A 12,699-nucleotide genomic window follows, 5' to 3' on the forward strand; every position below is an offset into this window, starting at 1 on the left:
CCCTCCGAGGCGTCCGGCCGCCAACTGGAGGGGGCTGTTACCCCGTGTTAGCGTGAAGGTATCCGTACCAAACGGACACTTGCCCGCTTTCCTGGCCTCTCCAGAGGGAGATGGTGACCATGGCGCGGGATCCTCTGTTCCCCGCATCCGGGACCGGTACCGGCGCCCGTGGAGGCGCGGGGAGTTCCCCACGGGCCGGTGGACGGACGGCCACCGTCAGCAACAACGTGGACTGGGACGGCCTTCGCCGACGGATGGAGGGAGCGCTGCTGCGGCCGGGCGATGCCGGGTTCGAGAACGCCAGGAAGCTTTTCAACCCGCTCAATGACGACCGGGTGCCCGCGGCGGTGGCGCAGTGCGCGTCGGTGGCCGATGTCCGCGAGGGGGTGCTGGCGGCCGCGCACCGGGTGCCACTGGCGGCCCGCAGCGGGGGCCATTCGTACGTCGGCTACTCGGCGCCGCCCGGCGGTCTCACTCTTGACCTCCGGCGTCTGTCGACCATACAGGTCAGGCCGGACGGCACCGCCACCATCGGCGCCGGGGCCACCCTGGGGGACATTTACACCACACTCGGACAGGCCAACCGCTGTATGCCCGGCGGCTCCTGTTTCACCGTCGGCATCGCCGGGGTGGCTCTGGGTGGCGGAATCGGTGTGCTGCAACGGAAGTTCGGGCTCACCTGTGACCATCTGGTGTCCGCCGAGGTCGTCACCGCGGACGGCAGGACGCTGACCGCCTCGGCCACCCAGGAGCCGAATCTGTTCTGGGCCCTGCGCGGGGGCGGCGGAGGCAACTTCGGGGTCGTCACGCAGTTCACCTTCGCGACCGACCCGGCTCCGGCGCTGACGGTGTTCGTGCTGGACTTCGGGGCGGGGAAAGCGGAGAAGGTGCTGGCCGGATGGCAGCCGTGGATCACGGCCGCGCCGCGCGCGATGTGGGCCAACCTCAATGTGTCGGGCGGGGCCAACCCGGGCTGCAAGGTGGCCGGCTGCTTCGTCGGGCCCAGCAGCGCCTGCGATCCGCTGCTGAACGACCTGGTCGCGCGCGCCGCCGTGCGGCCCACCCAGCGAAGGGTCGAGGACCGCGACTACTTCAAGGCCATGCGCTTCTTCTCCGGCAGTCCCGACCGGCAGTCGTTCGTCGCCTCGTCGCGGATCCTCGCCACCCGCACCGCCAACCCGGGCGGTGTCGCCGCCCTGCTCAAGAACCGCCCGGGGATGGCACTGATCCTCGACGCACTCGGTGGCGCGGTGGCCGATGTCGGCGTCCAGGAGACCGCCTTCCCGCATCGCAAGGCCTTCGCCACCGCGCAGATCTATGCGAACGCGACGGCGGCGTCCGAAGCCGCGGTGACGCACAGCGTCGGCCAGGTCGTGGCGGGTCTCGCGGACCTGGGCATCAAGGACGGTTACGTGAACTACATCGACCCGGCCCTCCCCGACTGGGGCACGGCCTACTACGGCCCGAACCTGGCCCGGCTGCGCTCGGTCGCGTACGACTACGACCCGGACAAGGTCTTCGACTTCCCGCAAGCGGTCACCCGGGCGTGAGCAGCGATGCCCCCACTCCCCCGCCGGCCACCGCCGGCGAGGGCGCCGTGTCCCGCCAGGAGTTCGACGCGCTGTTCGCGGCGGTCCGTACGTGGGGCCGCTGGGCCGCCGCCGACCGCGGGGCCTGGAACCGGGTGACGCCGGAGCATGTACGGCGGGCCGCCGCGCTGGTCCGGTCCGGCACGCTCGTCCCGATGGCGCGCCCCTGGGACACGGCACCCGGCCCCGACAACAGCAAGCCCGCCCTGCACTTCATGTCCGACCTCGGTGACGTCGAGCCTCCCGAACCCGCCACACACAAGGACTTCATCGCCGTCGACTACCACGGCAAGGCCGTCAGTCATCTGGACGCGCTGTCCCATGTCGCCTATCGCGGGCAGCTCTACGAGGGCCGCGCGGCGCAGGAGTGCATCGACGCCGGAGGGGCGCGGTTCGGTGCTGTGTCGGCGCTGGGGCCGCTGGTGACCAGGGGTGTGCTCCTCGATCTGCCCACCGTGCTCGGGGTCTCCTGGCTGGAGCCCGGACGGGCGGTGCACGCGGCGGACCTCGTCGCCGCGGAGCAGGCCCTGGAGGTGACGATCAGCGAGGGCGACGCGGTACTGCTCCGGTCCGGCGCTCTCCGCCGCCGTCAGGAACGGGGCGCCTGGAACACCGGCGCGGCGAGCGCGGGCCTGCATGTGGACGCGATGCCCCTGCTGGCCGAGCGCGGCATCGCGCTGCTCGGCGGGGACGGCGACAGTGACGTACGGCCGTCGCCCGTCGACGGTCTGCATTCCCCGGTGCACGCCCTCGCGGTCGCCGCGATGGGGGTGCCGCTTCTGGACAACCTCGACCTGGAGGTGCTCTCCGCCGTGTGCGCCGAGACGGGCCGTTACGAGTTCCTACTCCTGGTAGCTCCCCTGAACATCCCCGGCGGCACCGGCTCGCCGGTCAGCCCGGTCGCGGTCCTGTGACGACCGGCGGGTGCCGGGCGGCGTCCCGGGCGACCGGCTGGAGTGCAGGTCACGGCCATGATCACCGCGCTGCCCCGGATCAGTACCGCCAGATACACAAAGACCTACAATGAGGTCAAATGGGACAGCTGCTCCGACGTACGGGTGGCCATCGTGGCATGCACCCATGTGGGAAGTGATTGGGATGGGGCTGGCGGGAGAGGACCACGGTCCCGCACGCGCCCGTGAGCAGTTCCTCCGGGGTGGGTCGGTCGAGGGAGCGGTCCGGAGTCCGATCCTGGATTCGTGGCAGCGCTCCCGGTCGCTGGGGCTCACCCCGGACGGCTGCGAACTTCCCTTCAGCCAGGATCTCGATCTGGACGGCCGGCTCATCCGCGCCGCGGTGCCCGTACTGGACCGGCTGGAGAATCGGTTCGCGGGCCGCAACATGAATGTGTCACTCGCCGACGGGCGCGGCGCGGTGCTGCAACGCCGGTTCGGCGAACCGTCCCTGGTGCGGCACCTGGCCGCGATCCAGAGCGTCCCGGGCTTCGTGTTCGCCGAGCGGTTCGGCGGGACGAACGGGATCGGGCTGGCGCTCGCGGAACGGCAGCTGATCAATGTCTACGGGGCCGAGCACTTCGCCGAACGCTCCCAGTCCAACGCCTGCGCGGCAATTCCCGTACGGGACCTGCTCAGTGGGCGTATTGAAGGCGTGCTCTGCCTCGGCTATCCGCTCACCGACGCGGACGCCACGCTGAACACCGTGATCCGCAAGGCCGCCGGCGCCATCGAACGGCGGCTGCTGGAGCAGAGTTCGACGCGGGAGCGGGATCTGCTGGAGGCGTACCTCGAAGCCAGGCGCCGTGCGCCGAGCGGCGATACGAGCGGCAACGGGCAGCTGGGCGAACTCGCCGAGAGCGGTCTGGACTGGCGGGACCAGATGATCCTGAAGGAGAAGGCCACCGAACTGATCACCTCGGCCCAGCGGGCCGCCGTCGAGGTATCGCTGCCCGGCGGCCGGCGCGTCACCTTGCTGAGCCGCCCCGTGACGAGCGCGTCCGGAGTGGAGGGGATCGCCATCGAAGCGGTCCTCCCCTCGACCCACCAGCGCCTCGCCGTACCCGCCGACGCCGGCACACCCCCCGCCACCCCGGAGGAGCAGATCCTCCCACCCGCCACCCCGCATCCCGAGCAGCTGCCCGACGTCGGATCCGGCCCGGCGGTGGCGACCTCTCGTAAGCCCGGCACGCACCACGCCCCCGAGGCCGCCGGTCACCCCGCGTCCGACACCGCGGCCAGTGGGCTGGTGCTGCTGGGTGAGCCGGAGGTGGGGAAGTACGCCGTGGCGGCCCGGCGCCGGCTGGAGCTGCTGTCGGAGGCCAGTACCCGCATCGGCACCACCCTGGACGTGAGCCGGACCGCCCGGGAACTCGCCGAGATGGCCGTACCGCGGCTGGCCGACTTCGTCACCATCGACCTGCCCGAGGCGGTGCTGCGCGGCGAGGAACCGACCGACCCGCGCTCCGGCCTCCACCGCACGGTCGTCCACGGCATCCGCGACGACTGCCCCTTCTACCCCGCCGGCGAGCCGGTCGCGCTGCGCCCGACCACGCCCCAGCTCCGCTGTCTGGCCGCCGGGGAGCCGGTCCTGGAGCCCGATCTGCGGGCCGCCACGGGGTGGATCGGGCAGGATCCCGGGCACGCCCAGCGGCTCCTGGACCACCATGTCCACTCGCTCATCGCCGTCCCCCTCCTCGCCCGTGGCATCGCCCTGGGCGTGGCGAGCTTCTACCGTTCGACCGATCCGGCCCCGTTCGGCGACGACGACCGTTCGCTGGCCCAGGAGCTGGCCACGCGCGCGGCCATCTGCATTGACAACGCCCGCCGTTACACCCGCGAACACACCATGGTCCTGGCGTTGCAGCGCAGCCTGCTGCCGCACAGCTTCCCCGAGCAGAACGCCGCCGAGGTCGCCCACCGCTACCTGCCTGCCGCATCCGGGGTCGGCGGCGACTGGTTCGATGTCATTCCGCTCTCCGGCACCCGTATCGCCCTGATCGTCGGGGATGTCGTCGGTCATGGGATGCATGCCGCCGCCACCATGGGCCGGCTGCGGATCGCCGCGCGCAACTTCGCCGAACTGGACCTGGGCCCGGACGACGTCCTCACCCACCTCGACAACCTCGTGGGCCGCCTCGACCGGGACGAGGACACCGCGGAGGCCGCCGCCGGCCCCGGCATCATCGGCGCCACCTGCCTGTACGCCATCTACGACCCCACCTCCCAGCAGTGTGTGATGGCCCGGTCCGGCCATCCCCCGCCCGCGATCGTCCACCCCGACGGCACGGTGACGTTCCCCGATCTCCCCGCGGGCCCGCCGCTGGGCCTGGGCGGACTCCCGTTCGAGACCGCCACCTTCCACCTCCCCGAGGGCAGTCAGCTCGTCCTCTACACCGACGGGCTCCTCCAGGACCGCCACCGTGACTTCGACGCGGCGCTCGACCGGCTGCGCCAAGCCGTGGCGCACCCGGACCGCTCGCCCGAGGACACCTGCGAGGCCGTACTCCGGACCGTGGTGCCCCCGCGCCCCACCGACGACATCGCCCTGCTCGTCGCCCGCACCCACGCCCTGGACCCGCGGCGGATCGCCACCTGGGACGTGCCCGCCGACCCCGCGCGCGTCTCCGGCATCCGCACGGCCGTGACCCGCCGGCTGGCCGAATGGGGACTGGACGAGGTCGTCTTCGCCACCGAACTCCTGCTCAGCGAGCTGGTCACCAACGCCATCCGGTACGGCACCGAGCCCATCCAGGTGCGGCTGATCCACGACCGCACGCTGATCTGCGAGGTCTCCGACGCCAGCAGCACCGCCCCGCATCTGCGCCGGGCGGCCACCACCGACGAGGGCGGCCGCGGTCTGTTCCTCGTCGCGCAGCTCACCCAGGCCTGGGGCACCCGCTACACGGCCGACGGCAAAATCATCTGGGCCGAGTGCGCACTGGAGACTCCCGGCGGAAAGGCCGGCACCGTCGAGGCGTACTTCGACGACATTCCCGCCATCTGACGGCCCATCCGGCATCGGGGCCGAAGCGCGCCGTAGCATGACGGAAATGTGGTGACCGGGCCGGTAATGCACCGTCAGGACCTGACGCCCCGGCGCCCGCACCACCGCGAAGCGCCCCGCAGCAGTGCCCTTCCCGTCGGGAAGAACCACGAGGCCGACCCCGGAGAAGTCCGTGCACGACGCTCCTGACCGCACCCCGCCCCCGCGCCACGCCCCGGAGCCCCTCGTCCGCATACGCGGCCTGTGCAAGCGGTTCGGCGGCACCCTCGCGCTGGACGCGGTCGACCTCGACATCCGTTCCGGCAGCATCCTCGCCCTGCTCGGCCCCAACGGCGCCGGGAAGTCCACCCTCATCAAGGTGCTCGCGGGCGTCCACCACGCGGACGAGGGCGAGGTGACCGTGGCCGGGCACCCGCTCGGCACCGAAGCCGCCACCCGCACCATGTCCTTCATCCACCAGGACCTGGGGCTGGTCGAGTGGATGACGGTCGCCGAGAACATCGCCCTGGGCACCGGCTACCCACGCCGCGCCGGGCTGCTGTCCTGGCGGCAGACCCGCGCACGGTGCGCCGAGGCCCTGAACATCGTCGCCGCGCACCTCGACCCCGGCACCGTCCTCGCCGACCTCCCGCGCGCCGAACGCTCCTTGGTGTCCATCGCCCGCGCACTGGCCACCCGGGCCGAGCTGATCGTCCTCGACGAGCCGACCGCCAGCCTCCCGGCAGCGGACTGCGCCCGGCTCTTCGAGGTGCTGCACGCCCTGCGCGACCAGGGCCGCGCCCTCGTCTTCGTCACCCACCGGCTGGACGAGGTGTACAAAGTGGCCGATGTGTTCGCCGTCCTCCGCGACGGCCGCCTCATCAGCCAGGGCCCGCTCGCCGGCCACAGCCCCGCCCGGCTGGTGCACGACATCGTGGGTGAGGAACCGGTCGGCTACGACTTCGCCCCCGCCGCGGGTCCGGCCGTCCTGAGCCTCGACGGCGTACGGACCGAGAACACCGCACCGGTCAGCCTGGATCTGCGCGGCGGGGAGATCCTCGGCATGGTGGGCCTCACCGGCGCCGGCCACATGGAACTGGGCCGCGCCCTGGCCGGCGCCCGGCCGGTCATCGGCGGACGGGCCCGGCTCAACGGCCGGCCGTACGCGCCGGGCTCGGTCACCGACGCCGTCGCCGCCGGAGTCGGCTTGGTGACCAGCAACCGTCAGGAGGAGGGCTGTGCCGCGGAACTGACCGTACGGGAGAACTTCCTGGCCAACCCGCGGGCCGGCGGGCTGACGGCCCGGCACTGGATCAGCCCCCGGCGCGAGCGGGCCGAGGCCACCGCGCTGGCCGAGCGCTTCTCGGTGTATCCCCGGGACAGCGAGGTGCCGATCGCCACCCTGTCCGGGGGCAACCAGCAGAAGGTCATGGTCGGACGGTGGCTCCGGACGCCGCGCAGTCTGCTGATCCTGGAAGAGCCGACCGCCGGGGTGGACGTCGGCGCCAAAACGGCGGTCTACCGGCTGCTCCAGGAGGCGCTGGCCGACGGGCTCGCCGTGCTGCTCCTGTCCACCGACTTCGAGGAGGTCGCCGACGTGTGCCATCGCGCCCTGGTCTTCGTCCGCGGGACGGTGACGGAGGAACTGAGCGGCACGGCCCTCACCGTGGCCGAACTCGCCCGCGCCTCGTCGGCCATGTCCGCGCTCACCGGGGAAACGAGGTGACGCCATGACGCCCTCCGCGCACTCCCCGCTGGGCCGCCGCCTGGGGCACCTCGTCGGCGCCTACGGCCTCCTGGCCCTCACCGCCCTGCTGTTCCTGGCCTTCTCCCTCGCCCTGCCGGACACCTTCCCCACCCTCGACAACATCTCCGAGATCCTGTCCAACCAGTCGATCCCCGCACTCCTCGCGCTCGGCGCGATGATCCCCATCGTCACCGGCAATTTCGACCTGTCCATCGGCTACGGCCTCGGCCTCGCGCATGTGATGACGATGCAGCTCCTCGCGCAGGCGGCGTGGCCCTGGCCGCTCGTCTGTCTCGTGGTGGTGGCGGGCGGGGCGGTCGTCGGCACCTTCAACGGCATCGTGGTCGAATTCGCGAAGATCAACTCCTTTATCGCCACCCTCGGCACCGGCAGCATCCTGTACGCCCTCACCGGCTGGATCACCAACGGGGCCCGCATCATCCCCGGCCCGCAAGGACTGCCGGCCGCCTTCACCGACCTCTACGACTCCCGGTTCCTCGGCCTGCCGGTCTCCGCCTTCTACGTCCTCGCCCTCACCGCCGTGCTGTGGCTGCTCCTGGAACGCCTGCCCCTCGGCCGGTATCTGTACGTCATCGGCTCCAACCCCCGCGCCGCCGAGCTGCTGGGCATCCCCTCCCGGCGCTACGTCGTCTACGCGTTCGCCGGATCGGGCCTGGTCGTCGGTATCGCCGGGGTCCTGCTCGCCGCGCAGCAGCGCATCGGCAATCCCAGTGTCGGCCTGGACTATCTGCTGCCCGCGTTCGTCGGTGCGCTGCTCGGCTCCACCGCGATCAAACCCGGCCGCCCGAACGCTCTGGGCACGCTGGTCGCGGTGGTCATCCTCGCCATCGGCCTGGCCGGCATCGGCCAGTTCGGCGCCCAGTTCTGGGTCACCCCGCTGTTCAACGGCGCCACCCTGCTCCTCGCCGTCGGCATGGCCGGCTACGCCGCGCGCCGACAGCTGCGCCACCGGCGGGCGGAGCCGCCACAAGCCCACAAGGACCTGCGCGAAGTCACCTCGTGACAGGTCATCACCGTGTCGTCCCTCCGCGAGGAGCGCCCGTGCACCCGATCCGCCGGACCGCCCTGGGCATCACCGCCGCCGTGGCGGTGGTGGCCGCCGCCCTCGCCGGCTGTGAACGCGGCACCTCGACCGGTGGCGGGCCCGCCACGCCAGGTCCGACGACGCCCGGCTGCCCCGCCGTACTGGCCAGTGCCCAGGCGGCTGTGCAACGGGCCATGAAGACCAACCCGGCATGGCACGGCCCCACCCGTGGCCCCCGAGGGGTGCCCGGCAAAAGCGTCGTCTATGTCGCCCAGACCATGACCAACCCCGGTGTCGCCGGTGCCGCCAACGGGGTGCGGGAGGCGGCGAAGGCCCTCGGCTGGAACGTCCGGGTGATCGATGGTCAGGGCACCCCCGCCGGGATCCAGGCGGCCTTCAGCCAGGCCCTCGCCCTGCGGCCCTCCGGCATCGTGATCGGCGGCTTCGACCCCAAGCTGACCTCGCAGCAGGTCGCCAAGGCCAACGCCCGGCGCATTCCGCTCATCGGCTGGCATGCGGTCGACTCCCCCGGCCCGAGCAAGGACCCCGAGCTGTTCAGCAACATCACCACCCGGGTCCGGGACGTGGCGAAGATCAGCGCGGACTGGGTCATCGCGCACTCCCACGGGCACGCCGGAGTCGTCGTGTTCACGGACGCCTCGATCCCGTTCGCCAGAAACAAATCCGAGCTGATCAAGAAGGGGCTGGCCACCTGCGACGGTGTGCGGCTGCTGGCGGAGGAGAACATCCCGATCCCGGACACCAGCAGCCGGACTCCCCAGCAGGTCTCCTCGCTGCTCTCCCGCTTCCGGGACCGGTGGACGTACTCCGTCGCCATCAACGATGTCTACTTCGCCGACGCCGCACCGGCTCTGCGGGCAGCGGGTAAGAAGGGCGCCGGTGCCCCTTTCAATATCGGCGCGGGCGACGGCGATCCCTCCGCCTTCCAGCGCATCAACAGCCGGGAATTCCAGGCAGCCACCGTTCCCGAACCGCTCTCCCAGCAGGGCTGGCAGATCCTCGATGAATTCAACCGCGCTTTCTCGGGCGAGCCCCCCAGTGGATATGTCGCCCCGGTCCATATCTCCACGGCCGCCAATAGCGGCGGGGCCACGACCTGGGACCCGCCCGGCTACCGTGCGGCGTACCTGAGTATCTGGGGCAAGTAAGCCCGGCGCGGTCTGCCTTTATTTCCGGGTGACCGAGCGGATCCAGGCGAGTTGCTGGGAGATCTCCCCGGCCTGGGCGACCGTCTCCCGGTCAGAGCCGTTGAAGACACCGAGAAGGGTTTCGGTGCCCTGTGGGGCGATGCTCATCACCGGGCCTCCGGAGTCGCCACCGGCGGGAATCCCGGACACCTTTTCCATACAGAAGTCCGGGCCGCCCGGGGCGGTGTAGCCCTTGCAACGGGGGTCGTCCGGCCGTACGACCCGCAGGTCCGACTGCTTGAGCACGGGAGACTGGCAGGCATTTTCGTCGTCGGTGCAGGTGGCGCCCCACCCGTACTGCCGTACGACCTGGCCGGGGTGGACTCCGGCCGTGGCCAACGGCGCCGTGCGGATCTTCATCGGCGCGACCTTGATGAGCATCATGTCGGCGTGCGCGCTTCCCACGCGCTTGCCGGGGAGCGGGTGGACCGTGGTGCCCTTCCGCATGTCGAGGTTGCCGACCCGGAACGATATCCGCTTGTCGGCGACCGGCTGCGCCTGCTCGTAGAAACAGTGCGAGGCGCTGATGATCCACTGCTGCGTCACCGCCGTCCCGGTGCACACCGGTTCACCGTCGATGAGCATGCGCACCGCCCACGGGCCATAGGTGCTCTTCGACCCGCCAATGACGGCGGAGGCCGGCGCGGACGACATCACCGAGCCCGTCACCAGCAGTAAGACGGTCAGCAGCAACACACGAACTCGATGCAACATCCGGACCAGTTCCTCTCCTTGGGGCAGGGGCCGTACCACCTGGTGAGACACCCCACCGCGCCAGAAGGTTCCGAATGATCTGAACTAAATCGGCCCGGTTGTTCCCTTTTCCAGCAACGCACCACCGGCCCCGCGTCCGCGCCGGCCTCCCTCACCGCCGGCCCCCTGCCGCCCTCTCCCCCGTGGCCTGGTGCGTCCCGTTCCCGTGTCCCAGGCGGCTCGCGTATCCCCTGGTCGGGGCCCACTTTTGCGTTCGACTGTCCCGAACTGCCCGGCTTTCGTTGCCGCTGGGACGGATCACCCCACATGCTCGGATCACCGGAGCGCCACTTCGACACCGCCCCGATGGTGCGAATTGCGCTCCCGGTTCCGCATCCGAAGCAAGGAGAAATTGTGATGTCAAGAACGAAGAAGGTAGTGCGGTCCGCGGCCGTGGCCTTCGCCGCAGCCGCCGCGTTCACCGTGACCGTCCCGACCGGCAACGCTTTCGCCATGGACAAGGTCCCCTGCCGCGGCGGGGAGAACTTCCTGAAGATCTGGTCGCACAGCGGCGGGCAGCAGAGCGTGGACTGCTACGCGAACGCGGGGAAGATGTCCTTCGGCGGGTGGTGGGTCGACAAGATCTCCACCGGAAACAACGACTTAATCTATTACGACGCCAACGGCGACTCGGTGAAGATCGAGCGGTGGCACGAGATCACCTTCCCGAACCGCCCGCCGAAGGTCAACGACATCGAAATCCTGTGACGAGTTGACGATGAGTCAACGCGGTGCAGCGTGAATCTGCCCGCACCCGGCTCACTGATGCTCACTGATGCCGGCCACGTCCTTCAGGGCGTGGCCGGCATCGGCATGAGCGGCGGCTCCGCAGCGGCGGCCCGTGGCCGGCCGACTACACCTACCGCTCGACCCACTCGCTGCCGCCCAACGGATAGTCGTAGCCGGGGCGGCCGGTGTCAGCACTCGTACGGAACGGGGTGCCGCGGTTGTCGATGTGCACGGTGCCGTGGCGGTTCCCGCTGGACCACTCCAGGGCGAGGTCCCAGCGGACGTCGTGCGCCTTGGTGTGGGCGGTGACGTAGAAGACCTCCGGGTCGGACTCGCTGATCTTGTACGGGAAGTCGCGCTGGCCGTTCTTGGTGGTGACGGTGGGGCTGCCGTTGTCGAGGTCGATGTCGAAGGACTTGGTCTCGACGCTGCCGCCGCAGCCGACACCCATCGAGTAGTCGTTCCAGGCGAGCGGGGCCTCCTTCGCGACGACGCGGACGTGCAGGGCTTCCAGGACGACGGTCTCCTTTCCGGTGCCCTGCACGGTGAGCGCGACCCACTGCTCCCCCGAGGAGGCCGCTCCGTACGCGGCGGCCCAGCGGGGCGCGTCCCGCTCGGAAGCGGGCGGGCCGACCCGTTCGGGCTCCCTGTCGACCAGGAAGTGCTGACTGCACGGGCTGTAGTAGACGAACGGGCGGGTGGCGACGTTGACCCGTACGTCGTCGGGGTGCTCGCCGTCGTCCCCGCCGTTACGGGCGGCGGACTCTGACGACGAGGCGGAGGGTCTGCCGGTCTTCGCGCTCCGAGACGGAGAGGGAGTGGCCGACGGGGACCGCCCCTTGTCGGGTGCACGGGCGGTACCGGTGCTGCTGGGAGTGCCGGTACCGGTTCTGACGGATTCGGCGGACTTCCGCCCGCTGCCGTCGCCTCCGGAGGGCGGCAGATTCACGGCCAGCACGACTGCACCCAACGCGGCCGCCGCGGCGGCGGAGGCGATGAGGGTGAAGCGGCGCCGATGGGGCCGCACGGGATCGCACCGGACGGGGCCGCCGACAGCCGGTTCATCGCTTCCGTCGGACTCACCGGGATCGCCGGTCTCACCGGAAGGGCGGGCCTCGCCCGCCTCGCTGCGTTCCAGGCTCAGGGACACCGGCTCCGGCCCCACCCCCACCTCCGGCAGTCCGCCACCCGAACCGGCCACATCTCGAAGGCGGTTCGCGTCGGCGGGCGCCGACGCATCCGGCTTCGGTGCCCCCTCGGGCTCGTCGGCCCCGGCACCGCGCACCATCGCCCCACCCGGCCCCGGCCGCTTACGCCCCCGTGCCGCATCGGCCAGAATCCACCGCCGGTGCAGCTCGATCAGTTCCTCGGGGGTTGCCCGGCACACCCGCGCGAGCCGCTCGGCCGGCGCGTATTCGGTCGGCACGGCGCTGCCGCGGCAGTAGCGGTGCAGCGTCGAGGTGCTCATGTGCAGCCGCTTGGCGAGCGTTCCGTAGCTCAGCCCCGAGCGTTCCTTCAGCCCGCGTAACAGCTCCGCGAACGCATCCGCGTCCCCGGCATCCCCCATCGCCCCAGACATCGTTGTTCCCCTTCCCCGCCTGACCCGGCGCGTCCCATTCCCGCGTTCCAGGCCCTTAGATGTCCCCCGGTCGAAGTCCGTTCTGTGTTCCGGCATCCCCAACTGCCCAA

9 protein-coding genes are annotated in these 12,699 nt (G+C 71.1%); 7 read left to right on the forward strand and 2 right to left on the reverse strand.

Features of this window, described 5'->3' with window-relative positions:
• The first annotated feature begins 119 nt into the window (after positions 1-119).
• The 6 genes from QT196_RS03235 to QT196_RS03260 all read left to right on the forward strand — a co-directional run bounded on the left by QT196_RS03235 (position 120) and on the right by QT196_RS03260 (position 9,489).
• On the forward strand, positions 120-1,550 hold the full coding sequence (locus QT196_RS03235) for an FAD-dependent oxidoreductase (RefSeq protein ID WP_248001003.1): 1,431 nt from the start codon (positions 120-122) through the stop codon (positions 1,548-1,550).
• The gene (locus QT196_RS03240) at positions 1,547-2,503 is read left to right on the forward strand and encodes a cyclase family protein (RefSeq protein ID WP_290354295.1); all 957 of its coding nucleotides are present in this window, start codon (positions 1,547-1,549) and stop codon (positions 2,501-2,503) included. Before QT196_RS03235 ends, QT196_RS03240 begins: the two co-directional genes overlap by 4 nt.
• Before the next feature lie 166 nt (positions 2,504-2,669).
• Complete coding sequence (locus QT196_RS03245) at positions 2,670-5,549, forward strand: SpoIIE family protein phosphatase (RefSeq protein ID WP_290354296.1); 2,880 nt, start codon at positions 2,670-2,672, stop codon at positions 5,547-5,549.
• Between the two features lie 172 nt (positions 5,550-5,721).
• Positions 5,722-7,254, forward strand: coding sequence for a sugar ABC transporter ATP-binding protein (locus QT196_RS03250; protein ID WP_290354297.1), 1,533 nt, complete (start codon positions 5,722-5,724; stop codon positions 7,252-7,254).
• 4 nt (positions 7,255-7,258) lie between these two features.
• On the forward strand, positions 7,259-8,299 hold the full coding sequence (locus QT196_RS03255; RefSeq protein WP_168477356.1) for an ABC transporter permease: 1,041 nt from the start codon (positions 7,259-7,261) through the stop codon (positions 8,297-8,299).
• A gap of 47 nt (positions 8,300-8,346) precedes the next feature.
• On the forward strand, positions 8,347-9,489 hold the full coding sequence (locus tag QT196_RS03260) for a substrate-binding domain-containing protein (protein WP_266735650.1): 1,143 nt from the start codon (positions 8,347-8,349) through the stop codon (positions 9,487-9,489).
• 18 nt (positions 9,490-9,507) lie between these two features.
• Here QT196_RS03260 and QT196_RS03265 read toward each other — a convergent pair whose 3' ends face one another.
• Positions 9,508-10,242, reverse strand: coding sequence for a trypsin-like serine protease (locus QT196_RS03265; protein WP_168477360.1), 735 nt, complete (start codon positions 10,240-10,242; stop codon positions 9,508-9,510).
• 393 nt (positions 10,243-10,635) lie between these two features.
• On the opposite strand from QT196_RS03265, the gene QT196_RS03270 reads away from it, so the two are divergent.
• Positions 10,636-10,989: a beta/gamma crystallin domain-containing protein gene (locus QT196_RS03270; protein ID WP_168477362.1), complete on the forward strand. Its 354-nt coding sequence runs from the start codon at positions 10,636-10,638 to the stop codon at positions 10,987-10,989.
• A 151-nt stretch (positions 10,990-11,140) separates the two neighbouring features.
• Here QT196_RS03270 and QT196_RS03275 read toward each other — a convergent pair whose 3' ends face one another.
• Complete coding sequence (locus QT196_RS03275; RefSeq protein ID WP_290354298.1) at positions 11,141-12,589, reverse strand: transcriptional regulator; 1,449 nt, start codon at positions 12,587-12,589, stop codon at positions 11,141-11,143.
• Between the last annotated feature and the right edge of the window lie 110 nt (positions 12,590-12,699).

The sequence above is a fragment of the Streptomyces sp. P9-2B-2 genome (genome assembly GCF_030406865.1).
GTDB lineage: Bacteria > Actinomycetota > Actinomycetes > Streptomycetales > Streptomycetaceae > Streptomyces > Streptomyces platensis.

Excerpts from the sequence above, each read along its gene's own strand:
- QT196_RS03235 (WP_248001003.1), top strand. The coding sequence starts at position 120 with ATGGCGCGGGATCCTCTGTTCCCCGCATCCGGGACCGGTACCGGCGCC.
- QT196_RS03255 (WP_168477356.1), top strand. The coding sequence starts at position 7,259 with ATGACGCCCTCCGCGCACTCCCCGCTGGGCCGCCGCCTGGGGCACCTC.
- QT196_RS03265 (WP_168477360.1), bottom strand. The coding sequence starts at position 10,242 with ATGTTGCATCGAGTTCGTGTGTTGCTGCTGACCGTCTTACTGCTGGTG.
- QT196_RS03245 (WP_290354296.1), top strand. The coding sequence starts at position 2,670 with ATGTGGGAAGTGATTGGGATGGGGCTGGCGGGAGAGGACCACGGTCCC.
- QT196_RS03275 (WP_290354298.1), bottom strand. The coding sequence starts at position 12,589 with ATGTCTGGGGCGATGGGGGATGCCGGGGACGCGGATGCGTTCGCGGAG.